This window comes from Shewanella violacea DSS12 (genome assembly GCF_000091325.1).
Taxonomy (GTDB): domain Bacteria; phylum Pseudomonadota; class Gammaproteobacteria; order Enterobacterales; family Shewanellaceae; genus Shewanella; species Shewanella violacea.
Genome location: NC_014012.1, coordinates 2866426 through 2892735, shown reverse-complemented (window position 1 = coordinate 2892735; position 26310 = coordinate 2866426). Strand labels below are relative to the sequence as shown.

The window sequence follows — 26310 nt, the reverse complement described above, 5'->3', positions numbered from 1 at the left end:
TACAGGATTTATATCATGTCTCAAGTTACTGGCGTTGTTAAGTGGTTCAACTCTGACAAAGGTTTTGGATTTATCGAGCAAGAGTCTGGTCCAGACGTCTTCGTTCACTTCCGTGCGATTCAGTCAGACGGTTTCAAAACTCTTGACGAAGGTCAGAAAGTTCAATTCACTGTGACTCAAGGTCAGAAAGGTCCACAAGCTGAAAACGTAACTATCGTTTAGGTTTGGACTTTCGATTAGCTTTTAGCTAATCCAAAAGAATTTGTAAGAGCTGCGATTTATCGCGGCTCTTTTTTTGCCTGAAATTTATAAAATAATAATTCAAATCAAAGTGTTAGCCATTCCAGATAGCCGGTAATACTCTTGCCATATAATTCCGTCACAGTCATTCTTGCTATTAGAGCAATACCATCTCAGGTCTTCTATTCGTAGAAGTATTCATGCCGACAAATGATTTTATCTCATTGAAATTTATAATAAATATTGCAATTAAATGGTCTGTTTAGAGTTGTTTCTAGCTGCATAATTCAAGGCGAGTTACAGAGTTATTGATGATCTCCTTTGAACGCATTCAACACAGATCTAGGCAAGCAAAACACGCTGAAAGGCGAGTGTTAGCGCTTCTTTATACTGGGTAACTAGCCTAAACCCAGAATAACTATGCTACCTAACTCGTACTAACAAGATATGTTGTGAATGCCATTTATGATGGAGCAATTACCGGCCTTGTCTCAGAAGCGCTGTATTCAGCTTGAGTGAGCAGACGTTTATACCGATTGGTCATATTTCACTTCGAAATTGTACACAAGCACTGAGTTCGATAATTGGCGTAATACTTTCTCTAGGCTTGAGTAGGCTAGCTGTGCACTGAGCTATGCACTGAGCTGTGAAGTGATCTACATGGAATGGACTATCAAAGGGGCATGTTAGGGTTAAAGGTAAGCTGCGGATAAAACTAAGGCGCCTGATGGGCGCCTTAGTTTTGATTGAGATGAGATTAGGCTATTGGCTTAGGAGAACAGCTTGTCTTCTAGAGTTCGTCCCTTGAGAATGGCCTTATATCTCCAGCCGTAACTGGCGAATAGGGTAAAAATCTGCACCTCAATATCTTTTATCTCACTGACCGCGTAATGAATTAAAAATTCATTCTCCTGTTTCAGGGTCACCGAGTTTATGCCTGCTAGGGCTTCGACTCGTGAAATGAGCGCCTGATTGTCACACTCCTGCATCGAAATCGTCAGGTACTCATCGAGTAAATTCTCCTGCATAGAAACAGATTGGCCTAACTTACCTTGATCTAAGTAGAGCACCTGATCACAGAGTTTCTCTAATTCATCTAAGTTGTGTGAGCTAATGACGAAGGTGATATGTGATGACAGGGACTTGACCAGTTCACGGATCACCTTAGCATTAACAGGATCCAGCCCCGCAGTGGGTTCATCTAATAACACCAACTGAGGCGAACCTATTAAGGCCTGAGCTATGGATGCACGCTTGCTCATACCATGGCTTAATGCCGTTGGTTTTTGCTCGACAACATCACTTAGACCCACCAGAGACAGGACACGTAGACCCTCGGTCTTAGCCTGGCTCTGAGTCAATCCCTGCAGGGTACCAAACAGGGTGAATTGAGTGATCAGGTTGAGATTAGGATCCAGACTGGCATCTTGTGGTAATGAAGAGACTCTGCCGAGTAATTTTCTGCTGCCGGGTTTCTCTCCCATTATGGTCACTGTTCCGTGACTGGGCAGCAGGTATCCACATAGCAGGCTAAACAGGGTGGTCTTGCCTGCACCGTTCGGGCCGACGAGGGCGATTGGCGCTCCTGGTTTCAGTTCCAGCGTCACTGAGTCCAGTGCGAGTTTACTGCCATAGGATTTACTGAGATTTTCACATTTAATCAGACTCATAGTGAACTCCTGATCATGTAACTTCTGCCTAGGAAAAGTAACACGCCTGCTTGTATGAGAGGGATAGGGGCATAAATCAGGCTAGAGACCCCTTGAGTATTGATCATCATGCTTAGCTGAGCACCGGGTAATATCCAACTTAATACTTCGCCAATTGCGGGGAACTGACTATTGACGACAGCTAGTACAATCGCACTCACAGCCCAGAACAAGATGGCGTAGATAGTGGCTTGCCTGGCGGAATTGGCGTACAAGGAGAGCAGGGCCATCAAGGCCGTGTATGGCAGCAAGATGATGAAGATATTGATAAACACCATCAAGCCTGAGCCTAACGCAGGCAACAACAGGCTGGTCTCCCGTGACAGAGCCAGCAGTATCGTGGCTCCTACAGTTAACATTAATAGTAATGATTGAATCAACATATGGCCGATGAAGCGACCAAAAAACAGACTGTCTCGCCCGGTCCTTAAGATCAAGAAGCGAAAGCTGCCTCTGCTTTTATCTGAGGCGAATTGATCCGCCGAGACAAAAATACTAAACATTGGAAAAATATACAGGGCCGCGACCCAAAATATCGCCATCTCAGCCACTTGCCACTGGAACAGCTTATCCACCGAAGACTCGCCAAATAAACCAGCAATTAACTGCCTGAATTCTGGGCTTAGCAGAATATCCGAGGCGCCGCGAATGGGATAGAGTAAGATCAACATCCACACGAGTGCGAAGGCAATCAGGGCAATCAAGCCCTTAGGATTAAACAGTAGCTTCTTTAATTCAAATTTGGCCAGTATGAGCGTATTGCGCACTAAGCCGGTATTTAGGTTAGGTTCCAAAATCATCCCTTAAATTGTTATCGAACACATACAGATACAGCTATCAGATCATCAGTTGATAAAATCCAAAATGTATTGTTATCGAACACATACGAACCTTAAGTTACCACCAAGGCATATGTGCTTGTATCTCATTTAGTAAAATCTTATTTCATGTCTCAGCGCTTTCAATTGAGTAAATCATGCAGTGCTTCTTTGAGTTGGGCGACGTCCCGTTCGAGGCTGGTCACTCTTGCGACTAAATCGACTTGAGCTAAGCTCAGCTCTTCAGTGGCCGAGACTGACTCTTTGGGTGTATTAGATCTTGCAGGCGTCAGTGCCATATCAGATTCACTCGCTTGGACCGCCTCGTCTGAAAAAAGCCCAATAAAGCGTGAGTCTCGTCTCCCAGGTTCCCTTGCAAGCTGCCTGACCAATATCGGATCGGTGAGAGTTAACGAGGTTAAGGTCTTATCGACTTCGCTGACATCGTTGAAAAGGTGTAGACGGCCACTTCGACTCTTCAACTCACCCGGGGTCTGGGGTCCCCGTAGCAGTAGTAAGCAGACGATGGCTAATTGAGCCGAGCTGAACTGTAGATCGCTAAACTCGGTATTACAGAATCTATGCTTATACTTAACCACTCGTGAACCGAAGCCAGTTTGATCTGTGACTAGCCTGCGCTTCATCAGCGCATCGATACAGGCTTGAGTCTCAGCTTCCGTCATGGCCAGCACAGGATCTCGGCTCGACTTTTGATTACAAGCCATAGTGAGTGAATTGAGGGATAAGGGGTATTGATCTGGAGTGGTGACTTCTTTCTCAAGTAGACAAGCGATCACTCGTGCTTCATGGAGCGTTAGATTCATTTCAGTAAACTCATAAAAAAAGCATGACTTTGTTATAACAGAGTCATGCTTTTAATCAAAGAGCCAAGCAATAAGTTACTGGTTTTATGCACGATAACTAGACAATTATCGACGTCCAGGCCAGATGTAGCTAGTCTTTTACTATTCTAATGCCATCGGGTGCTATGGTGATCTGCTTGTTCTTATACAGTCCGCCGATGCTTTTCTTGAAGGCTTTCTTGCTCATGGACATTTTGGCATAGATGGTTTCTGCATCTGTCTTATCATTAAGAGGCAGGAAGCCGCCAGCTTGGTTAAGCTTAAACATGATGGTAGTCGAATGTTTATCTAATTCTGATTGGATACCCTGTTGCAAGATAAGATCTATCTTGTCATCACTGCGTACTTGCTTGATGAAACCCTTCAACCTTTGTCCAAAACTCAGGGTACGAAATACCTCATTTTTGAAGATTACACCCCAATGGCTATGGTTGATGATAGCTTTATAACCAAGATCTGTGCTGCCACCTATAATCAGATTAACCGCTTCATCTTTATCATATGGAGGTGGTGTTCTGTCGAGGAACTTATCGACTTTAGCCGAGGCAACAATGCGCTCATCGACATTACTGGTGTAGATATAGACTAAGTAGGAGCGTCCAACTTCAATCTCTCTGTGTTGTTCAGCGAAAGGGAGTAGCAGATCTTTATCTAGTCCCCAGTCGAGGAAGGCACCGTATTGACCGGTAGCAACAGCTTCTAAATAGGCAAACTGACCCACTTCAGCCAGTGGCTTCTTGGTCGTCGCAATAATGGCATCTTCTGAGTCCAGATAAAGAAAAACATCGACCTCATCACCGACATTGCACTCTTTTGGGACCACCTTACTAGGTAATAGTACTTGGCCTAGATCGTGTGCATTGAGATAAACGCCAAAGTCGACTCGTTTTACGACTTCGAGGGTGCAAGATTTTCCTATTTGTATCATGTGACTCTCTGTTGCTTGGGACTGCTTCGATGCTGGATTATAGTGGAAAACTGATTAACAATCTTTAAGTGATTTTAATCTCTTAAGCTCATTTGTGTAAAAATGGGACATCGAGTGAAGGTTTTTCTGCAGTCATGTTAATATCGACTGGATTTTTGAGCTTATGTTTTTATATCTTATGCTTGCAATAGCATCGTCTGGGGTGTTTAATTACGCCCCATTTTTATGGTCTGGGCATTCATCTTCATCAGGATCTCCAGATTAGATTTCTCAATGGTTAGTAATGGCAGAGGCGACGAAAAGGCCTTTGTTTTTGATTTCTTTTTTAGGTTTAACAATTATGAGTGATTGGTCTATTAATGATGCCCGCACCGGGTATAACGTTAATTATTGGAGTCAGGGACTCTATGGGATAAGCGATGCCGGAGAGGTGACCGTTTCTCCCGATCAAGCTAACCCGGAATTTACAATCGGCTTAAATGAACTTGCCCAAAGCATGGTCAAGTCTGGAGTCGCCCTTCCTGTATTGGTTCGTTTTCCACAAATCTTGCATCACAGGGTCAACAGTCTCTGTCATGCATTTAATCTGGCAATTCAAAAATACCAATATGAATCAGATTACTTGCTGGTATACCCGATTAAAGTTAATCAGCAACAAACCGTTGTCGAAGAGATCCTCGCCAGTCAGAAATCGAAAGAAGTGCCTCAACTCGGCCTAGAAGCTGGCAGTAAGCCAGAACTGATGGCTGTTTTGGCTATGGCTCAGAAAGCCAGCTCTGTCATTATCTGTAACGGCTATAAAGACATTGAATATATCCGGCTTGCACTCATAGGCGAGAAATTAGGCCATAAGGTCTACATTGTACTCGAGAAGCTGTCGGAGCTTAAATGCATACTTCAGGAAGCTAAAAAGCTAGGTGTAACCCCCAGACTGGGTTTACGAGTACGCCTGGCGTTTCAAGGTAAAGGCAAGTGGCAGGCCAGTGGCGGAGAAAAGTCAAAGTTTGGTCTGTCGGCGGCCCAAGTACTGACGGTTATCGAATCTCTTAAAGATGAAGAGATGTTAGATTGCTTGCAGTTACTGCATTTTCATCTGGGATCGCAAATCGCTAACATCCGCGACATAAGACAAGGCGTCAGCGAAGCCGGACGTTTTTATTGTGAGCTGCAAAAGCTTGGCACCAATGTAAAATGTTTCGATGTAGGCGGTGGCTTAGCGGTAGATTACGATGGTACTCGCAGTCAAAGCAGCAATTCGATGAATTATGGTTTGACGGAATACGCCAACAATATTGTCAGTGTGTTGACCGATATCTGCAAAGAATATCAGCAACCTATGCCACAAATCATCTCAGAGTCTGGCCGATACCTTACGGCTCATCATGCTGTGCTTATTTCAGATGTGATCGGCACCGAAGCCTACAAACCCGAAGTCATTCAGGCTCCAGAAGCAGCCGCGCCTCAACTGCTGCATAATATGTGGCAATCTTGGGTGGAAGTGAGTGGTCGTGCTGATCAACGGGCCTTGATAGAGATTTATCATGACTGTCAGAGTGATTTGGCCGAGGCTCACTCATTGTTTGCCTTAGGTCAGTTGTCTCTTGTGGAGCGGGCCTGGGCGGAGCAAGTGAATCTAAGGGTGTGTCATGAACTTCAAGGAGTCTTGAGCACTAAGTATCGTTTCCATCGACCCATCATAGATGAGCTTAATGAGAAGCTAGCCGATAAGTTTTTTGTGAACTTTTCTCTGTTCCAGTCGTTACCCGACGCATGGGGTATAGATCAGGTGTTTCCTGTATTGCCCTTATCTGGCCTGGATAAAAAGCCAGAGCGACGCGCGGTGATGTTGGATATTACCTGTGACTCAGATGGTTCTATCGATCAGTATGTCGATGGCCAAGGCATAGAAACCACCTTACCAGTTCCGGCTTGGAGCGCTGAGAGTCCCTATTTGATTGGCTTCTTCTTAGTGGGAGCCTATCAGGAGATCTTAGGCGATATGCATAACCTCTTCGGTGATACTAACTCTGCAGTGGTTCGAGTCGATGAGAATGGTCTGACAAATATCGAGTCTGTGTTAGCGGGCGATACGGTTGCGGATGTACTCAGATATGTGAATTTAGATGCCGTGTCATTTATGCGTACCTATGAAGAGCTGGTTAACAAGCATATAGAGGAATCCGAGCGGGCTAATATCCTTGAAGAGTTGCAGCTAGGCTTGAAAGGCTATACCTATCTCGAAGACTTCACTTAAATTATAGGCCTAAACTATCACTGAGTTTAACTGTGATACTTGGGCCAAGGTATCCCTATATGGTATTTGAAGGTTCTGAAAAGATCATCGAGCTGGGTGTGCAGCCTGGCTCGCCTTCATTAAGATGTTTACCCTATGTGTTTTGGCAGACTTTGGCCGCGAGTGCAGGTGCCGAAATCATCTCCACAGTGAGCAATGAAGCATGTGATGCTTATCTTCTCAGTGAGTCCAGCTTATTTGTGTGGGATGGACGGATCAGAATGTTGACCTGTGGTGCGACTCAGTTATCCAAGGCTCTGGTGCTTTTTATTGAAAAGCTTGGGGTTGAGTCGATTGCTTATGGGACTTACCAAAGAAAAAATGAGTATCTGCTACAGCCAAAAATTCTAAGTTTTGACCAAGATCTTGCTTATATCACCCAGACGATACCTGGCAAGGGATACAGGATCGGTCATTTAGACAGTCATCATCATTACCTGTTCAGTGCCAATGGAGCAATGGCTTCGCATAAGTCATTGGATGCTGCTAAGCCTTTAGCCACAACAGAGATATTGATGTATCACTTGAGGGGACCTTTGGCCGAGTACTTTCGCTCCCGTCATCAGAGCGCTGAGGGGATCCGTGATGCCCTCGAACTGAGCAGCCTGTTTACTGATTTTGAATTTGATGACCATCTCTTTAGCCCCTATGGGTATTCTCTTAATGGCATAAAAGGGGATAGGTATTTTACCCTGCACATTACCCCACAGGAACTGAGTTCCTACTGCAGTTTTGAGACCAATCTAACTGATGAAGATTTACCGGCCGAGCTACTCGAGCATTTTCTATTAAAATTACAGCCAGAGCGCTGGGATCTTATTAGCATAGATAGGCCTTTACCAGTCGCTAAGCGACGAGATAACACCAGTATTAATACCTGTTCAATTACCATTGATGATGGCTATGAAGTTAATTTCAAACATGTTCATCAGCAAGGTGAATGACTTTTTACCCCAATTATATAAATATTTAAAGATGTTGGAGAGTGTATGACCACCATGATAGATAAACCCGATTACTCATTGTATTCCAATGCCTTTGGTTATCTGAGACAGCCCTTGAATTTTAATCCTATCGCATCCGATGCCGATGTGGTGATCTTAGGTTTGCCGTTCGATATGGCCACCACAGGACGTTCCGGTGGTCGCATGGGCCCGGGCGCGATTCGTCAGGCATCGATTCATTTAGCCTGGGAAGAGACGCGTTGGCCCTGGGATTTCAAACTCAAGGATCATCTTAACATCGTCGATGCCGGTGACCTGGTCTATGACTGTGGTGACTCGGCAGATTTCACTCGAAGAGTGGAAGACTTTGCTACGGCAATTCTCGATGCCGATAAGGGCTTGTTGTGTTTTGGTGGCGATCACTTCGTCACTCTTCCTCTGCTCAGAGCTCATTTTAAAAAGCACGGTAAGATGGCACTGCTTCATTTCGATGCACACACAGATACCTACAGTCAGGGCAGTAAGTATGATCATGGCACCATGTTTCATCATGCACCTAAAGAGGGGCTTATCTCGACTGAGCATTCGATTCAGGTGGGGATCAGAACCGAGTATGATAGAGACACGCATGAGTTTCAGGTTATCGATGCCGCAACTGCCAATGATATGAAAGCCGACGATATAGTGGCACAGATCAAGGCGAGAGTCGGCGATATGCCCTTGTATGTGACATTTGATATCGATTGTTTAGACCCAGCATTTGCGCCAGGTACAGGCACCCCCGTGTGTGGTGGGTTAACCAGTGATAAAGCCATGAAAATTTTACGTGGGCTGCGCGGCATGAACTTAGTGGGTATGGATGTGGTTGAAGTTGCCCCAGCCTATGACTCGGCCGAGATCACCGCACTGGCAGGTGCGACTCTTGGACTCGAGATGTTGCATTTGTGGGCGGACAAATTGAGAAGTACCCATAATAAATAGCGATTAATGATTTGTGTAGGGAAAGAAAATGTCGAAACTGAGTGATATCAGACGAGAATATACCTTAGGTGGACTCAATGAAGAGGATCTTCCTGAGGATCCTATGGTCTTGTTCTCTAAATGGATGGAGCAGGCTCGGGACAGTGACTTACTTAGCGATCCGACTGCTATGGTAGTCGCCACAGTTGATGCCGATGGGCAGCCATTTCAAAGAATCGTGTTGCTCAAACGCTTCGATACCGGTGGCTTCGTATTTTTCACCAATTTAGCCAGCAGAAAGTCACAGCAGATCGCCGTTAACTCGAAAGTCAGTATCTTGTTCCCCTGGCATTCGTTAGAGAGGCAGGTGGCTATTACTGGCGAAGCGCATGCGCTATCGACAGCCGAGGTAATGAAATACTTTATCACGCGTCCCAAAGAGAGTCAGATTGCTGCCTGGGTTTCTAAGCAGTCGAGTAAGATCTCTGCCAGACAGGCGTTAGAGAGTAAGTATGCTGAGATGAAGGCCAAATTTAGCAAGGGGGAGGTGCCCTTACCTAAGTTTTGGGGAGGCTATATCGTTAAGCCAAGCAGCATTGAGTTTTGGCAAGGCGGGGAGAAACGCCTTCATGACCGCTTCCTTTATACCAAAGAAGAGGCCAGCTGGGACATCAGCAGACTAGCGCCTTAAAGATTCATACATCTTCTTAAGTTACATAGGTGAGAGTGCCAATGACACTCTCACCTTTTTTTCTTTCTTTTATCAGCATTTACTTATTTAAATTCATTTATATACTGTTACTAGTTAAACGATCTAATCGAATCATATTTTGATTATTACTATTTGAAGCGTGGAGAATGTATGAATAAGTTATTGATAGGGATCTTCTTGTGTACTATCGGCGGGGCAGCATCGGCGGCGCCTTGGATTGTCGACAGTAAAAATTCCAATGTGAATTTTATTTCAACAAAGAAAGTCAATGTGGCCGAGGTGCATCATTTTAATTCATTCTCAGGTCAGCTGGATGACAGTGGTAAATTTGCACTCACGATAGACTTGGCGAGTGTATGGACCAATATTGAGATCCGTGATATCCGAATGAAGGAGCTGCTTTTTGAAGTGGGTATGTATCCGACACTAGTATTAAGTTCTCAAATCGACTTGTCTAAACTTGCCGACATTCCAGTTGGCGCTACCAGTGTCATGGAGATGTCTGCCGAATTATCTATGCACCAAAAGAAACAGACATTGCCAATTCAGGTTACCATTGCTAAGTTGTCAAATAAGCAACTTTTAGTGGTGAGTACTCAGCCTGTGATAATAAACGCGGCTGATTTTGGTTATACGCCTGGGATTGAAAAACTAAGAGAAGTGGCCGGCTTGACCTCGATAAGTCAGGCTGTACCGGTTTCATTTGTTTTGAATCTAAGCCGTTAAAGACCGAATGTTACAAATTAACCTAGCTATGATGAAAATGGGTTAAAACTGCTATAGACTGGACTGTGAGCATGGTAACTACCATGCTCTAACTGAATAGGTGAATAAGGTTTAAGATGGTTACAGATAAAGATGGATATATGCATCTCATTCAGTACCTCACGGAGCATTTAGGTCTGTTTGAGGGCCGAGAGGTGGCTTCGGTTGCGGGTGACACTGTGATGGAACTATTCGAAGAGCAATTGTCGGCGCAGATCATCATGGTGTGTGGTCAAAATCCTTCTTTGACTTTTGCACAAAGAAATACGGTTATCCGTGAAATTGATGCAATAGTCTACGATCTCGAAGAGATCTTAGCCAATGTAGCCAAAAGAAATGCCACCCAAGATCAGACGCTGTTTATTACCGAGTTTTCTGGTTTGATCAAAAATCTGTTCGATCAAGAAATTTCTAAACTGCTGGCAGCTGCGCAGTAACTACGAGTCGCGGTCAATTTCAGTTGATCTGACTATATGTTGTACGGAATATGTTTCGTACAACATACTCTAGGATAAAAATACTCTAGGTTAAAAATACTCTTGATATAAAAATATCAGGTACAGAGATCTCCTAGGCAGGTATATTTTTGCCTTTTTTATATTTAGTTACAGTCTTTTACATCTCCATTCTTGTGGTCAATTCATTAGACACCTAATGTTATACCTATGGGTATTAAACTTGGTTAAACATTAGAATACTCATTTGAACAGTTTCATTGGCTTGGCACATCATAGACATCAGCATTTCCTCGTGTATTGCATCCGTGCTTAGCTGGGGATTTTTCTATTGCTGGTGTTACTTCCATTTGTTCCGTTTATACTTGTTTAGTTAGCTATCAATTTATGTGGTATTTAAGGTGTTTTAAAACGGCGTATATAAAAACCTTTAAGCTTGTTTAGTGCTTATGTCGTTTTGCCTGTGTAATTTTATCAATTGATGCTTGCTTGTTCATATCTTTGCAAGGAGTGCATAATGTTAGAAATCTTGGATGGTTTTAATCACGACACAGTAGCGATAAAGGCTTCTGGTGTTGTTACCGGCGATGACTATGACAAGCGTTTGCTACCGGCTATCGAGGGAAGACTTAAAGACCATGCGTCGATCAAGCTTTGGTATGAGTTTGACGAAGGCTTTAAGGGCATCACAGTGGAAACATTATGGGATGATGCTATGTTAGGTTTTTTTCATTTGACTGATTTTTCTAGAGTCGTCATTATTACCGACAGTGACTGGATCACTGGCATGGCGAAAGCTATGGCATATATGATCCCCTGTCCGGTTAGAGTTTTCGATAAAAGTAGCAGCCACTTGGCTGAACAATGGATTGCAGATAACGAAAGTTAATCGCTTGCTATGGTTAATGAATAACCAATTGAAATTGGGTCGACTCTTGAGTCGGCCTTTTTATTGTTTGATTTCTATCTTTGATTTCTTTTTTACTTGGTAAACATAATGCTGAAAAAAATAGGTTTATGTATGTTGTTACTCTCTACTTCTGTGTTAGCACAAGATAAAACCATCATAGGTCCAACAGCTCAGATGTCTGTGGTTGAGGCTAAGCTTGCCTTTGTCGCCAGAATCGACACGGGTGCAGTAAATACTTCATTGAACGCCTTCGATCTAAAAGTTGAAGGTGGCGGTGCCAATCAGATGGAAGATGATGTGGGTAAGATACTGCATTTTACCACTGAAAATGCAGCTGGCGAGCGTCAAAGACTCTCGGTTCCCATCTTCAGGACATCGACAGTGAGTAATTCTCAAGGGCGTGAGACTCGCTATATGGTCTGGCTCCATGTGGGCTACGCTGGCAAGGAACGTAAAGTTCTGGTCAACTTACGCAATAGAAGTGATATGGATTACAAACTACTCATTGGCCGTAGCTGGCTTAAGGGTAAATACCTAGTAGATGTGGCCGATAAGAAGGTGATAGGTCCCGTAGCCCCTATTTACATCGTTGAGACAGGCTTGATGTTTAAGACCCGTATTGATACCGGCGCCGTGGAAAGCTCACTTCATGCATTAGATTTGAAGGTTAAAAATGGTGTCGATGATATGCAAGCCAATATAGGCAAGATGATTAGCTTCACCACAGAGAATGAAAAAGGCATTTCTCATCGTGTGGAGGCAAAGATTGTTGAGACATCATGGATCCGTAATGCTCAAGGTAGCGAGATCCGCTATATGGTGGAGCTCAATGTTGGCGAGCCCGGTGAGGAATATAAAATCAAGGTCAACCTCAGGGACAGAAGTAAAATGCGTTATAAGTTACTCATAGGACGCAACTGGTTGCAGGACCATTATCTGGTGGATGTAGAGCGTTAATCACTTGACGTCGTTAAAGAGAGGGAGTCCCTCTCTTTAACTTTTATCTTTCACCCCATATAAACCCATATAAACTCATAGTTTTATCGAATAGTGCATCCATTGGCACTTTTAGCGATTGTTAACCATTAAGCTAGCTAATCTGCAATGGTCAGTAAACATCTTACCTCTGTGTATTTTGACCGTTCAGAACTCATGCTTATCTCACCATTAAATTCAATTTTCAGCCAGAGGGCTAACTCGGACAGAGTGCCTGAGCTGGTGTGCTCCCTAATCTGTTTATTTATCTCTTCTAGGCGTGAAGGTTCGATTCCTACACCATTATCCTTGATGCACACTAGGAGTTGTTGCTGGTCTTTATATACTGAAATAGTGATCTTATTCTGCTCATTGTCTTTACTTAAGCCATGGGTCAGAGTGTTCTGTAACAGTTTATAAAACAGGAGTAACAGTGACCAGGGAGAGACTTGCAACGACAAGGCTTCGGAGCAGTTTAGCTTGATTTCAACCTTGTATGCATCGAGTTGTGGGGCTAATACAGCCAAGAGGTGTTCCAAGAACTGTTTAATGTGCACCGACTTAATTTCTTCACTCTGGGGCACGACTAAGCAGAGTAGGTGGCGCAGCTTATCGGTTTGCTCTGTGACAAGGCGAATAAGCTCCAAGAGATCGTCCTCTCGTTGCAATGAGCTATCCTGACGCAATTTGGTGAAGATCAGTTCATGTTCTTTTAGTTGTTCCCGCAAGATGTCAGTGATCAGCTGAGGCATTAGCTTATGGTTTTGAGCCCCACTATGTTGCAGTTGAAGGAATAATTCTTGGTGTTTCTCTATGCTGATGCTCGACTGTTCAAGCTGACGCAGGGTCATATGAAGCTGTTGTACCTGCATCTCCTGGTGAACCAAGCTTTGATTGACTTCTTCTATCTGGCTGGTCAACTCTAGGTTCACGGTTTTTATATGGCTGATATCGAACGCCATGGCGCCTAAAGCAAAAATGTTACCTTCATCATCCAGTATGGGGTATCCAGTGATCAAGTAGGTGATTTCACCTTGGTTGCTAGGGATGACTTGTTCAAAACTTTGTGGGCTTTGTGTGTCTATGATGCTCTTGTCATGGCAGGCAATAATCTCGGCGATATGAACAGGAAAAAGATCCCTGTCTTTAGCCCCAATTACCTTGTCCCGCTCAAGACCTAATACCTCACAGAACCTATCATTGACTAAGGTATATAATCCTTCAGTGCTCTTGATGTAGATGAGATTTTGTGATGAATTGAGCAGACTATTAAGCTGGTTTTTATGCTTACTCAATTTAATTTGCGCGTGTTTTTGCATCGCCACTTGCTGTTCTAGCGCCAGATTACCGGCATCTAAACTGGCATAAGCAATTTCAAGCTGATGACTTCTTGAGATAAATGCCTTCGCTAACTTACCAATTTCATCTTGGCGTCGATTGGCGGTGAGCTCTAGCTTAGCGATATTCCCCCCCTGTAATGATTCGACCATCTTGGAAATTGGTTTGATAAATAACCTATGCTGGAAAATAAACAGCACCACTAGTGCGATCAATTGGGTCAAAAGCAAAAATATGCCAATTTTTGCCGCAATTGCATGTTCTTTACTGCCAATTTCACTCAGAGGAGTGACTAAAATGATCTTCCAGTAGGTTCTTGGCATATGAAAAACAGACACCAATACCGGTTCCTTAAGCAAGGGATCTTGGTCTAATACGAAGCTGGTGGTTCGTTCAGAGTTAGATGATATTTGCCTAGCATTGGCATTGATAAGCGCCGAGAGTCGCTCTCGTTTAGATACATCTAGGCTATTTAACAATACATTAAGTTGCGATGGGTCTTGGGTGATGCTAGATCCGGCTTGCTTGAGGAATTGAGCATCAATTTTGTCTATCTCAGTGAGGAGCGAGACGTAGGCTGGATGATCTTGGGTGAATTGTGCGAAAGGATGACTCAGGTATGGCGAGGAGCCTTGCTCTTCGGAGTCAGAGGGATGCGCCAAGAGATTGTTGTTGCTGTCGAGTGCAAATAGATAAGCTTGATGAAGCTCCAGCTTATTGAAAAAGGATTTAAGTGACGAAAGTGCCAAGTCTACCGTAGATACTCCGATAAATTGGTGTTCCAACCACATTGGAACCGAGGCGGTGATCATGGCTTCATGGGTATAAGGATCGATATAGGCATCAGACCAGTAAGTGGTGCCGACAGGGAAAAAACGTGTCGGCTGGTACCAAATCTCTGAATGATAACCTGAGCCACTGGCATTATTATATCCGTTGACCAGATCAAAATGACCTTGCTCATCTCGGCTCCAAAAGTAACTGTCACGCAGTTTCGATGCATCGAAAGCACCTGGCTCGGGCCATATTCCGCCACCCGCTATGAGGGATTGTTGTCCATCGGTATTTAGGAGGGCTGGGATTATCTGTTGTAGCTGAGATGGGGAATGTGCATAAGTAACGCCTATAGAGGCCATAGAGGCGGCAAGGGCTTCAATTTTTGATGTGGTTTGCTGTAACTGAGCGACTATGGTTAAGCCTAAATTTTGGCTCAAGGAAAGCTGAGTTTCCTGATGGTGTTTCTTCTCTATAGATAAGATGAGCCAGATACTTGAGGTGATGATCAGGCCTACGATAAAAAATTGAATAATAGAAAACTTAAAGGGTAAGCTGTTCAGCCAATGCGTTTTGTAAGAGGGCTGGTGATCGGGTCCATTATTTCCCATGTGGGCATACTTCCTTTTAACTCTTATCATAGAGATAGAATTCTAACATAAATGAAAAAACACTTGGTTACGGATCTAGATCAAGTTTGTTGCGACTTTATCTATCTTAGAAGTAATTGTTGGCAATATGATGCTTAAGATACGTATCAGCACTAACCAACAAATTATTACATCTTCTATGGCGCTTCATCCTTACTGAATGCCATCACACCTGGATATTGGGAGTGTCTCTAATTGATCAAGCTAGAATGAGTATTCATCAAGATGATTGTTTAGTCTTTATCCGCACGCTTGGTTTAAATGTGTATTTCTGTGTGTTCACTTTACATTTGTGAGATGAGATTCGAGTCTTATACAGGCTTCATTCATACATTCTGTGATGGATAGGGGAAAATATTGGCGATAAAAAGGATATATCTAACCTTTATGGCAAAAAGCGTGAATTAGCCCTAGTCAAAATCGATGAGCTCACGTAAAATTTGTCTCTTTTTCTATTTTCGTAAGATAAATAGACAGTAACACAAAGTAATGGCCTTAATGAAAAGGTCAAATGCACTGGAAGAGATGATGTCAGAGTTAACAGAGATCGTAGAACAGGCCTTGTTGGCCGTCGATGGGGCGAGTGATCTTAAAGCCCTAGATGAACTTCGTGTCGAATACCTAGGTAAGAAAGGTAAAATAACCGACATGATGAAGATGATGGGTAAACTGAGCCCGGCTGAGAAACCCGCTTTCGGTCAAGCTGTGAACCAAGCCAAACAGGCTGTTCAGCAGAAATTATCTGAGCGTATTGAAGGCTTAAAAGCGTCAGAGCTAGAGGCTAAGCTTGCCGCTGAAAGTATAGATGTGACTCTGCCTGGTCGTCGAATCGATAACGGTGGGTTACACCCGGTAACACGTACTATCGAACGTATTGAAACCTTCTTTGGTGAGCTTGGCTTTAGCGTTAAGCAGGGGCCGGAAATTGAAGATGATTTCCATAACTTCGACGCACTTAACATCTCAGAGCATCATCCTGCTCGTGCCGATCATGATACATTTTACTTTAATCCTAAAGTCATGTTGCGTACTCAAACTTCAGGTGTGCAGATCCGCACCATGGAAAATGAGAAGCCGCCTATACGTATCATCTCTCCTGGCCGCGTCTATCGTAATGATTACGATCAGACTCACACGCCTATGTTCCATCAGGTAGAAGGTTTGTTGGTTGCCGAGAACGTAAACTTTGCCGAGCTAAAAGGCATATTGCACGACTTTTTACGTAACTTCTTCGAGGAAGATTTAGAAGTGCGTTTCCGTCCTTCATATTTCCCATTCACTGAGCCATCGGCCGAAGTGGATGTTATGGGTAAAAATGGTAAATGGTTGGAAGTTCTGGGTTGTGGCATGGTACATCCAAATGTTCTGCGCAGTGTCGGTGTCGACCCTGAAATATACTCTGGTTTTGCTTTTGGCATGGGGGTTGAACGTCTATCTATGTTGCGTTACGGCGTTAACGATCTACGTTCATTTTTTGAAAATGACCTACGTTTCCTCAAGCAATTTAAATAACGGAGCAATACAGCATGAAATTTAGTGAATCTTGGCTCCGTGAATGGGTTAACCCAAGCATAAGCCGTGACGAATTGTCACATCAAATCACCATGGCCGGTCTCGAAGTCGATGGTGTCGAAGGTGTTGCCGGTGAGTTTTCCGGTGTTATCGTCGGTGAAGTTGTAGAGTGTGGTCAGCATCCGGATGCTGATAAGTTACGTGTGACCAAAATTAATGTCGGTCAAGACGAGCTTATTGACATAGTTTGTGGTGCACCTAACTGTCGTTTAGGCCTGAAAGTGGCTGTTGCCATGGTAGGCGCAGTACTGCCGGGTAACTTCAAAATTAAGAAGGCTAAGCTTCGCGGTGAACCTTCATTTGGTATGCTGTGTTCCTACGGTGAACTTGGCATCAATATCGACAGCGATGGTATTCTTGAACTACCGACTGATGCGCCATTAGGCGCTGATATTCGTGAGTATTTGAGTCTAGAAGACGTGATTATCGATGTTGATTTGACTGCCAACCGCGCCGATTGTCTCGGCATGTCGGGTCTGGCACGGGAAGTCGGTGTATTAAACCGCCAAGCCGTGACTGAGCCAACATGGGAAAAAGTAGTTCCTACCATTGACGACTCTATTAAAATCGACCTACAGGCTCCTGAGTCTTGTGCTCGTTATCTTGGCCGTGTGGTTAAGAATATAAACGTCAAAGCTCAATCGCCACTTTGGATACAAGAGAAGCTACGACGCAGTGGCATTCGCTCTATCGATCCTATTGTCGATATCACTAACTATGTCTTGATCGAATTTGGCCAGCCAATGCATGCCTTCGACTTGGCTAAGCTAAGCGGTGACATTCAGGTTCGTATGGGAACAGGCGATGAGAAGCTCACATTGCTTGATGGTAATGAAATCACCATACCTGATGATATGTTAGTCATTAGTGATCAGGAGAAGTCTCTGGCGCTTGCTGGTGTCTTTGGCGGCGAATATTCAGGTGTGAACAGTGAGACGAAAGATATCTTGCTTGAATGTGCCTTCTTCGCACCTCTGGCTATCTTAGGAAAAACTCGTCGCTTTGGCTTACATACAGATTCATCTCACCGCTTCGAGCGAGGTGTAGACCCTGAGCTACAGCACAAGGTGATGGATAGAGCGACGCGCTTGGTTCTGGATATCTGTGGTGGTGAAGCTGGACCCGTTGTCGAAGCAAAATCAGACGAGCATCTGCCTAAGCCTGTATCGATCACCTTGCGTCGCAGCAAGTTAGATCGCATCTTAGGTCATCATATCTCTGACGATGAAGTGACTGAAATTCTTCAGCGTCTGGGTTTTGCTGTGGAGTTTACCGCTGATCAATGGAATGTGGTTACCGCGACATACCGTTTCGATATGGCTATCGAAGAAGACTTGATCGAAGAAGTCGCCCGTATTTATGGCTACAACAACATACCTAACATCGCGCCAGTTGGCTCTTTAAGCATGCCAGACCATAACGAGTCTGATATTAGCTTAAAGCGTGTGCGTAGCATGCTGGTGGCTCGTGGCTTCCAGGAAGCGATTACTTACAGTTTTGTTGACCCTAAGCTACAAGATAAGGTGCATCCTGGCTGTGAAGCTATGGTTTTACCTAATCCTATCTCTATCGAGATGTCGGCAATGCGTCTGTCGTTATTTACCGGTCTGCTAAGCGCCGTCGGTCATAACCAGAGTCGTCAGCAAAACCGAGTTCGCCTGTTTGAAACTGGCCTAAGGTTCGTACCGGATACATCTGCTGATGCAAATGTACGCCAAGAGCCTATGCTTGCTGCTGTGATTTCTGGTAATCAGAATGATGAACATTGGTCAATGGAATCTAAAACTGCTGACTTTTTTGACCTCAAGGGTGACCTTGAAGCCATTATCGGCTTGACAGTTTCTGATGAAGAATTTACTTTTAGATCAGCTACTCATCCTGCACTTCATCCAGGGCAATGTGCTGAAATATTAAGAAATGATCAGGTCATAGGTATCATAGGTACGGTTCATCCGAGCTTAGAAAAGCCGTTTGCGCTCAATGGTAGAACAATTGTTTTTGAGCTTGAATTGAACGCTTTATTGCATGCTAAATTGCCTCAAGCCCAGGCTGTATCTAAGTTTCCGGCTAACCGACGTGATATTGCTATCGTTGTAGACGACAATGTTTCTGCTGGTGATGTTGTAAAAATGATAAGAAAAGTTGGCCAAAATCAGTTGGTTGGCATAAACTTATTCGATGTATACCAAGGTAAAGGTGTTGAGCCTGGCAAAAAGAGCCTAGCGATAGCACTTACATTACAAGACAACACTCGTACACTTGAAGAAAAAGAGATAGCTGAGATGGTTGATTCAGTGGTTTCTACGCTCAAGTCCGAGTTCAACGCATTGTTGAGGGATTAAAAGTATGGCACTTACCAAAGCCGAAATGGCAGAGCATCTTTTTGAAACGCTTGGAATTAATAAGCGTGTAGCTAAGGAGATGGTTGAGACGTTTTTCGAAGAAATTCGCCAAGCGCTCGAAAGTGGTGAGCAGGTCAAGTTATCTGGCTTCGGCAACTTTGACCTTAGAGATAAGAATCAAAGACCGGGAAGAAACCCGAAAACAGGTGAAGATATCCCTATCTCAGCTCGTCGCGTCGTTACCTTCCGTCCTGGACAGAAGCTCAAAAGCCGCGTAGAAGAAGCTAACTCGAAGAGATAATCTTGAGTTAGTGTAAAGATAAGGCCACTCAAGGGAGTGGCTTTTTCTGTTTTTCACCGTATTTTCATCATGTCTTAAATGCATCTTTAAACCGGGCAAGTTTGCGCTTTGTTTAACTTGAACTTTTATCAAATGATAAGAAACGTATCCTTTTCATCTCTAGCTCGAGGCCAGTATCTTGTCGAGAAAGCCAAAGTATTTCGATCGCCGTTTTAAACTCGAATTATTACACCCTAAGTACTTTTTTACCTGGATTGGTATCGCTATCTTAGTCCTGTTTGGACTCATGCCTGCCTGGTTACGTGATCCTATCGCACGTCAATTGGCAAAACTGGTGACTAAAATCGCTAAAAAGCCGATTTCGGTGGCGAGAATAAATCTCACTACCTGTTTTCCAGAAAAATCGTCACAAGAGATTGAGTCTCTGCTCAAAGAGAATATCGAAAACTTCGTGATGATACTGCTAGCGCAATCTGAGCTTATGGTGCGCTCCACTGCCCACCTCAGACGCAGAGTCAATCTCATCGGTTTTGAACATGTAGAGCAGGCGAAAGCTGCGGGTCAGGCTGTGATTTTTATCATGCCCCATGTGTGGGGGATTGAATATGCGGGTTTGAGGCTTAATCTAGAGGTGTCCATGGCTAGCATGGCTAAGCCCCATAGAAACGGCTTGTTTAACTGGTTCAATAATCGTATGCGCAGCTCACAGGGCGCCAACATCTACATGCGAGAGGCAGGTATTCGTGCCTTGTTAACTGAGCTGAAGAATAATAAAAGCTTTTTTTACCTGCCAGATGAAGACTTGGGCCCGGAAAAGAGTGTATTTGCTCCCTTCCTCGGCACGGTAAAAGCCACCTTACCCGTAGTGGGCCGTTTGGCTCAGGCTGGAAATGCTCAGGTGATGCCGGTTAAGATAGGTTACGATCAAACTGCTCGCCGTTATGACTTGACCGTAATGCCGGCCATAGATCCAGAAGATATGAAGGGTAAAGAGAACGAAGCCTTAGCGCTAAATAAGGTGGTAGAGCAAGTGATCTTGGCGTACCCAGAGCAGTACATGTGGTTCCTCAAGGTGCTCAAGACGCGCCCCGAAGGTGAAGCCCCTCTGTATTGATGTTCCTCTCTGATAACAAACAGAGCGAAGTGAGACATTATTTCGCTCTGTTTTGTCATTCGTTAAGCAAGCTATTTCTGATAATAGGCTAACTCAACAATGTCGCTGTGTTATTACCTAAGCTTCAACAATTGTCGGCTGACAGATACCATAGACATAATCATCCACATACCTCTTGTCGATTAGTGAATTTTGTTGCAAACAGCCCTCACGTATAAAACCAATCTTTTCGAGTAATTTAAATGAGCCGGTATTGTGGACTGAACACGTCGCCGTCAGCTTGTTTAAGTGTAACTCTTCAAAGCCGTAGCCTTTAACCAGATTCAATGCCTCAGCTGCAAATCCCTTCCCTTGAGCACCTTGCTTGATCATATAACCTACCTCAGCAATTTTTGCCTCATGGTTAATAATTTTGAGGCCTATATGTCCCAACTTTTCACCAGTTCCTAGGCTTGAGATGCTAAGAGATAGCCAAGCTTTACTTTCAAGCGTCCAAGGCTGAGACTTAATTTCAAATGCGGTAACTGCTTCTGCGTAAGTGAACGGCGCATAAACATGCTTCATGGTCTCGGGGCACATGCAAAACTCGATAAACAGGGCTTTATCCGTTTCATCGAATGGTGAAAGGGTTATTCTTTGACTCGATAACTCCACAGACTTTCCTTAGTTTTTCTCAATATCCTATTGCCCAAGATTGTCATAATCCTTTTGAATATACTAGTGAGTATTATCTGAGAGTTAATCCCATAATTTTATTAGCTGAGTTTTCCCATCTTTGGGCTGCTCTCCTGCAGGCATTTAAGCGGCTGCTCAGATTCGCGTGGCTCCAGTGCCCAAATACTCTTGCGTTCACCATAATAGGCGCGATGTTGAGCTTTTCTGGCACCCAGATAAAACAGCAGGGAAAATAGCACAGCCATAGACTCAATTAACCCAGCGCTAAAGTCTGCAGGTGTCCAAGGCGTGAGCCCGGGCAATATAAGAGTCAGTAGTGAACTGACAGGGATCAGTAAGCAGCCAAGGGATAACAACTTCAAGAGGTGAATGGCAGCTAATGCCCCGCCCCGTGCAAAACTGTAAGCGATAGCGATAAAAAATAGTGCGTAATAGCAGCTGAGATAATAGCTGTTGATTTGCTCGCTAATAAGGTACAGCCATTTAGTGGCTAACATGGCACTGACTACGCCTAACATCGAGCCTAAACAGACACCTATGGTTAGTGATGACATGACTCGGTTGGCGCGAGTTTGTTGAGTTTGCTTTTGACGGCGCTTCTCAAGCCATAACAGATTACCACTGTAGAATAAGAAGGCGCCAAGCAGCCCAAGAATGAAATAGATCCAGCGACCCAAGCCTCCCGCATAATTGCCAAAGTGCAGCGCGAAGAAACTGTTAATGATAGGGCCATATATACCATCTTCAGGTTGGTTTATTGTGCTGTAGTTAACCTTAAGCGTGTAGGGCTGCAGATAGATGTAATCACTATAGCCTCCGCGCATCATTCGCCCGTCAGCCACTAACTCCACCGCCAATGAAGGACTGGTGGAGCTCAGTTTTGAAAATTTCATATTACGGATCTGATAACCATCGGCAAGTGCACTGACCTGTTCAATGTACGTCTCGATTGATGGCAGTTCAGTCACCGAATACTCGATTAATCCTCTCTCTCTGGCCTCAAATAAGGGTTTGTCACCGTATACCACTCCAAGTCCAGCATAAAAGGGGTCATGAAAGGCAAAGACCATGGCAGTCCAGGCGATGATGAGGTGAAAGGGTAAGCTCAATACACCCACCAGATTGTGACTGTCGAGCCAAAAACGACTCGCGCCTTTATGGGATCTTAATGCGAATAGATTTTTTACCAGAGTAGGTAAGAGCACTATGACACCTGAGACAAGCGCCAGAAAATACAGCCCAGCGGCAACACCTAAGAGCAGCACGCCAATATCTTCATGGCCTACTTTACCTATGATCCCAGCGGTGCGATGCAAGTGATCTATGAGTTGACCAAGTTCGTTGGTGCCACTGATGTGGCTGACTATCTCGCCATTACCATCAAGGCTGGCATGCCTTAAGCTGTCGTCGATCCGCAAACCTCGACTGCCACCTTTTTCATACCAGGTTAACGGCGATGATTGTCCATCTAAGTTAACGATAAACCCATCTGCCACCTTGTCATATTGGCTAATAGCTTGACTGATTAAATTGTCAAATTGTGCACTGTTTATTGGTGCTAATTGTTGTGATGGCGGCGTCGCCCACTGTTCAATTTGTGGCTTAAACATAGTGAGTGAGCCGGCAAAAAAAGCAATAAATAATACTAAGCCGGTAGTGATGCCTGTCCAAGTATGAATTGATTGGTAGGTTCGCAATATGTCTGAGCGTATTTTCATTCTAGATACCATAGACAAAGAAATAACAGATAGATCACTGCGTTGGCACTAAGCATATAAATTAGCGCCTTTGCCGCAGTTTTAAACAGAAAAATGAAGGCTAATATTGGTAGCCAGATAAGGCTTATGAGCCACATATTGAACTGTACTTTCATGACAGCATCGATTCCACCGGGACCAAACCAGGCAAATATCGCCACAATACCGTAGGTCAGCGTAAGGCCGAATACTATGGCTATCAGACTTTTGCGCCACCAGTGTGGCTGAATCTTTTGTGCGCGGGTCAGGATTTTCATTTGAGCGATTTTCTGTCAATGAAGAGCGTCGATAGGGGAATGCTGATAACGAGTGTGATGCTGGTAAAAAACCAGATAAAAACGGCAGCAGTAACAGTAAAAATCTGTAGCCAAGTCAATAAGGCTAATACGAATAAGCCCACACTCACCCATGCCAGCCGTTTAGGCCGCGGCTTACTGAAAAACCTCTGATGCTTGCTGGTTATGTAGATAAGCAGGGCTGCAGCGAATGTCAAAAATAACGCGGTAAGTGTCAACATATCCAACTGGATTTCCTTGTTACTGAGATGATGCAAATCACAGCTACTCTAATGTAAATGTTAATCGTTCGCAATTGATAGTGGTTATCATTTACTGTAAATTATCGCTGATTTCAATGTCGTAACAAATTTTAATAACTTGTTAATTAGAGGTAATCCATGAAGTCCAGGGTATTTAAGAAGAATCTGCTTGTTACCGCAATCATGTGTAGTCCGTTATTTTCGGTTGCACAGGCCGCTGAAGATGTAGGGCCAAGAGAATCGATGGAGGTGATCACCGTTTATGGTGAAAAGGTTGAGCGCAGCCTCAAAGATACCACCTCATCTGTGTCTGTTATTGATAAAGAGACGCTGGATAGTGGCCAATATCAGTCGGTATCGAGTGCACTTGCCGAAGTACCGAACGTTGTAGTGGTGACGGGTTCTGTTCCGGATATCCGCGGTGTAACTGGCAATGGATCAGCCAGTGGCTTTAATTCTTTTTCTGGCGGCGCGAAAGCGCGAGTATCAACATTAATCGACGGTGTAGCCGAACCTTTTGTAGCCGATTTAACCGGTGATACTGGTCTATGGGATATTGAACAAATTGAGGTGTTCCGTGGACCACAATCGACCATTAATGGCCGTAATAGCATAGGGGGTACTGTGTTTATCAAGACTGCTGACCCTACTTTTGATTGGCAGGGTGCTGCACGTTTAGGCTATCGGAACCAAGACCAATTCATCGACAGTGCTGTGATGTTATCCGGCCCAATATTAGAAGATCAGTTAGCCTTTAGAATTACCGGACAAAATGTAACTGGTAATACCTATAACAAGGGGGAGGTGTTCGATACCAACCCAAAGACCTTCGATCAAAATGAGCTGATCACTAACCGTTGGCGCGGCAAGTTATTGTGGCAACCTACAGGGCTTGAGGATTTACGTGTGCATTATAGCTTCTCATATAATAACGAGAAGGGGGATGCAGGTCGTAACTACTTTACAGGGGACGACCCTTGGGCATATAAGCCTACGTTCCAGCGTTACATTCAAACCAAATCCAATAGCCATTCGGTGCGATTTGATTACAGTTTAAGTGACGATCAGTCACTGGATCTGCTGCTGGCTTATATGGATTATCAGTGGGGGTTTGATTCCTACGAAGCCCAGTCAGCAGCTAAACAGGATGTCGATATGCGGGACAAAAGCTATACCGTCGACGGTAAATACAGTTTTGGCTTAAATAACCGAGATTTTAATGGTTTTATTGGTTTTGCATATTACAAGCGTAAACAAAATTTTGGCAGTATAGGTGGCTTTACTTACGGCGGTGATGACAGTAGTACATCGACATCAGTTTATGGTGAAATGACATATGCGATGGCAGAAAAGTGGTGGCTAACTCTAGGTGGTCGTGTGATGCGCGATGAACAGACACGAGATTTCGCTATGCAGTTTCGAGGCACTGCCATCGATGAAACACTGGATCATGGTAAAACCTTAGCCTTGCCTAAATTAGTGGTGCAGTATGCCGTCAGTGATAACACCACTTTAGCCGTGAGTGGTCGCCAGGGCTATAATGCTGGAGCTGGTGCGCTGGCATTAACACCAGAGGGGGCTGAATATTACTATTATGATCAGGAGTCTGTGGACACCTATGAGTTAAGCTCCCGTAGTCAATTCGACGGCGGTAATATCAATCTAAATACTAATCTGTTCTATAACGATTATGATGGTTATCAGGCTTCAAATAGCAAGCGTCGTATAACCAATATAGACAAAGCTGTGACATATGGTGTTGAAATAGAGTTTAATGCCATGCTTGGCGACAGCTGGAAATTACTCTCTGGTTTGGGCTTACTGAGAACCGAGATCAAAAAAGCCGATCTAGCTTACGGTGACATCAAAGGTAACGAGCTCAACTCTGCGCCTAATGTAACCGCAAATTTAGGTGTTAAATACTGGCTTACTGATGAGTTGACGTTCGGTTTATCGGGCAATTACGTTGCTGAGTATTTTGGTGATATAGCCAATAGTGAAGAGCGCGTTGCCGGAGATTATATTGTTAGCCGCTTAAATGTGGATTATCAAACAGATCAATGGCGTGTTAGCGCATATGTGAACAACTTATTCGACGAGCAAGCACTCACAGTCAACGAACCTGCGAGTCGACTCTATCCCACTGGCTACGCCGCAGTGATCGACCCCACTAATATTGGTGTCTCTGTTATGTATAGCTTTTAATATTATACTCAAGTGACTAAAGACTAAAATCCGCAATTCCCTCTAAGGGAGATGCGGATTTTTTACTTGTTGGATAACAAGTTTCTGAAATATCTAATGTGGGTCCATTTGGCTGGTTTGGTATTTGGTTAGTTTATTGAGAACCATAGCTTCATTGGTGTTTATTGCTTGCAGCAGGCTCACATGTAGCTACTTCTGTGGGACGCTATAAATATGTCCCTATACGCTCTGCGGTTTCAAACAACTTCCATGTTTAAAGGCCAGTTCGGCATCCTAGCCTCTCGTTCGGAGAGTATCACTTCGTGATACCTCACCCTGAAACCGAAGCCCACAGCCGCATCCACATCGAATTATTCATCTCTTCGATTGCAGTATTAATGTGCCAGCTAAAACATTTATGGACAGAAACGTGTTTACTTGTCGGATAACAAGTAGCAAGTATCTTTGGTTGGGTTAATTTAGCGGTTTTGGT

Annotated in this window: 23 protein-coding genes; 15 read left to right on the top strand and 8 right to left on the bottom strand. The window is 44.1% G+C overall.

Annotated features, from left to right (window positions below):
- Positions 1 to 15: 15 nt before the first annotated feature.
- Entirely contained in the window at positions 16 to 222 is a 207-nt protein-coding gene (locus tag SVI_RS12005; RefSeq protein ID WP_005501438.1) for a cold-shock protein, read from the top strand.
- Positions 223 to 1010: 788 nt separating this feature from the next.
- Here SVI_RS12005 and SVI_RS12000 read toward each other — a convergent pair.
- The 4 genes from SVI_RS12000 to SVI_RS11985 all read right to left on the bottom strand — a co-directional run bounded on the left by SVI_RS12000 (position 1011) and on the right by SVI_RS11985 (position 4558).
- Entirely contained in the window at positions 1011 to 1910 is a 900-nt protein-coding gene (locus SVI_RS12000; protein WP_013051804.1) for an ABC transporter ATP-binding protein, read from the bottom strand.
- Positions 1907 to 2749, bottom strand: a complete 843-nt coding sequence (locus SVI_RS11995) for an ABC transporter permease subunit (RefSeq protein WP_172634435.1) — start codon at positions 2747 to 2749, stop codon at positions 1907 to 1909. The genes SVI_RS12000 and SVI_RS11995 overlap by 4 nt, the downstream gene beginning before the upstream one ends.
- A 161-nt stretch (positions 2750 to 2910) precedes the next feature.
- The gene (locus tag SVI_RS11990; protein ID WP_013051802.1) at positions 2911 to 3591 is read right to left on the bottom strand and encodes a YceH family protein; all 681 of its coding nucleotides are present in this window, start codon (positions 3589 to 3591) and stop codon (positions 2911 to 2913) included.
- Between the two features lie 130 nt (positions 3592 to 3721).
- Positions 3722 to 4558, bottom strand: coding sequence for a CvfB family protein (locus SVI_RS11985; protein WP_013051801.1), 837 nt, complete (start codon positions 4556 to 4558; stop codon positions 3722 to 3724).
- A 340-nt stretch (positions 4559 to 4898) separates the two neighbouring features.
- Between SVI_RS11985 and speA the strand changes: the two genes are divergently transcribed.
- From speA to SVI_RS11945, 8 genes are all read left to right on the top strand, one after another.
- Positions 4899 to 6812, top strand: a complete 1914-nt coding sequence (speA, locus tag SVI_RS11980; RefSeq protein ID WP_041419910.1) for a biosynthetic arginine decarboxylase — start codon at positions 4899 to 4901, stop codon at positions 6810 to 6812.
- 59 nt (positions 6813 to 6871) lie between these two features.
- Positions 6872 to 7795: a hypothetical protein gene (locus tag SVI_RS11975; RefSeq protein WP_041419909.1), complete on the top strand. Its 924-nt coding sequence runs from the start codon at positions 6872 to 6874 to the stop codon at positions 7793 to 7795.
- Positions 7796 to 7840: 45 nt separating this feature from the next.
- On the top strand, positions 7841 to 8776 hold the full coding sequence (gene speB / locus SVI_RS11970) for an agmatinase (protein WP_013051798.1): 936 nt from the start codon (positions 7841 to 7843) through the stop codon (positions 8774 to 8776).
- Positions 8777 to 8804: 28 nt separating this feature from the next.
- Complete coding sequence (gene pdxH, locus SVI_RS11965; protein WP_013051797.1) at positions 8805 to 9446, top strand: pyridoxamine 5'-phosphate oxidase; 642 nt, start codon at positions 8805 to 8807, stop codon at positions 9444 to 9446.
- A gap of 171 nt (positions 9447 to 9617) precedes the next feature.
- The gene (locus SVI_RS11960) at positions 9618 to 10193 is read left to right on the top strand and encodes a YceI family protein (RefSeq protein WP_013051796.1); all 576 of its coding nucleotides are present in this window, start codon (positions 9618 to 9620) and stop codon (positions 10191 to 10193) included.
- A 116-nt stretch (positions 10194 to 10309) separates the two neighbouring features.
- Positions 10310 to 10669, top strand: a complete 360-nt coding sequence (locus tag SVI_RS11955; RefSeq protein WP_013051795.1) for a DUF3802 family protein — start codon at positions 10310 to 10312, stop codon at positions 10667 to 10669.
- 535 nt (positions 10670 to 11204) lie between these two features.
- Positions 11205 to 11576, top strand: a complete 372-nt coding sequence (locus tag SVI_RS11950) for a SpoIIAA family protein (RefSeq protein ID WP_013051794.1) — start codon at positions 11205 to 11207, stop codon at positions 11574 to 11576.
- A 108-nt stretch (positions 11577 to 11684) separates the two neighbouring features.
- Positions 11685 to 12554, top strand: a complete 870-nt coding sequence (locus tag SVI_RS11945) for a putative ATP-dependent zinc protease (RefSeq protein ID WP_041419908.1) — start codon at positions 11685 to 11687, stop codon at positions 12552 to 12554.
- A 137-nt stretch (positions 12555 to 12691) separates the two neighbouring features.
- Here SVI_RS11945 and SVI_RS11940 read toward each other — a convergent pair whose 3' ends face one another.
- The gene (locus tag SVI_RS11940; RefSeq protein ID WP_013051792.1) at positions 12692 to 15295 is read right to left on the bottom strand and encodes a PAS domain-containing protein; all 2604 of its coding nucleotides are present in this window, start codon (positions 15293 to 15295) and stop codon (positions 12692 to 12694) included.
- A gap of 567 nt (positions 15296 to 15862) precedes the next feature.
- Between SVI_RS11940 and pheS the strand changes: the two genes are divergently transcribed.
- The 4 genes from pheS to lpxM all read left to right on the top strand — a co-directional run bounded on the left by pheS (position 15863) and on the right by lpxM (position 20663).
- Positions 15863 to 16846, top strand: a complete 984-nt coding sequence (pheS, locus tag SVI_RS11935; RefSeq protein WP_013051791.1) for a phenylalanine--tRNA ligase subunit alpha — start codon at positions 15863 to 15865, stop codon at positions 16844 to 16846.
- 14 nt (positions 16847 to 16860) lie between these two features.
- Entirely contained in the window at positions 16861 to 19248 is a 2388-nt protein-coding gene (pheT, locus tag SVI_RS11930; protein WP_013051790.1) for a phenylalanine--tRNA ligase subunit beta, read from the top strand.
- Positions 19249 to 19252: 4 nt separating this feature from the next.
- The gene (ihfA, locus tag SVI_RS11925; RefSeq protein ID WP_013051789.1) at positions 19253 to 19549 is read left to right on the top strand and encodes an integration host factor subunit alpha; all 297 of its coding nucleotides are present in this window, start codon (positions 19253 to 19255) and stop codon (positions 19547 to 19549) included.
- Between the two features lie 178 nt (positions 19550 to 19727).
- The gene (gene lpxM, locus SVI_RS11920; RefSeq protein WP_013051788.1) at positions 19728 to 20663 is read left to right on the top strand and encodes a lauroyl-Kdo(2)-lipid IV(A) myristoyltransferase; all 936 of its coding nucleotides are present in this window, start codon (positions 19728 to 19730) and stop codon (positions 20661 to 20663) included.
- Between the two features lie 117 nt (positions 20664 to 20780).
- On the opposite strand, the gene SVI_RS11915 is transcribed toward lpxM, so the two are convergent.
- From SVI_RS11915 to SVI_RS11905, 3 genes are all read right to left on the bottom strand, one after another.
- Positions 20781 to 21317, bottom strand: coding sequence for a GNAT family N-acetyltransferase (locus SVI_RS11915; RefSeq protein WP_013051787.1), 537 nt, complete (start codon positions 21315 to 21317; stop codon positions 20781 to 20783).
- Between the two features lie 101 nt (positions 21318 to 21418).
- On the bottom strand, positions 21419 to 23056 hold the full coding sequence (locus SVI_RS11910; RefSeq protein ID WP_013051786.1) for a PepSY-associated TM helix domain-containing protein: 1638 nt from the start codon (positions 23054 to 23056) through the stop codon (positions 21419 to 21421).
- A complete protein-coding gene (locus tag SVI_RS11905) occupies positions 23053 to 23352 on the bottom strand; it encodes a hypothetical protein (protein WP_041419907.1) in 300 nt (99 codons plus the stop codon). The genes SVI_RS11910 and SVI_RS11905 overlap by 4 nt, the downstream gene beginning before the upstream one ends.
- Between SVI_RS11905 and SVI_RS21490 the strand changes: the two genes are divergently transcribed.
- Both SVI_RS21490 and SVI_RS11895 read left to right on the top strand, forming a co-directional pair.
- A complete protein-coding gene (locus SVI_RS21490; protein WP_013051784.1) occupies positions 23353 to 23544 on the top strand; it encodes a hypothetical protein in 192 nt (63 codons plus the stop codon).
- A gap of 227 nt (positions 23545 to 23771) precedes the next feature.
- A complete protein-coding gene (locus tag SVI_RS11895) occupies positions 23772 to 25838 on the top strand; it encodes a TonB-dependent receptor (protein WP_013051783.1) in 2067 nt (688 codons plus the stop codon).
- The last annotated feature ends 472 nt before the right edge of the window (positions 25839 to 26310 follow it).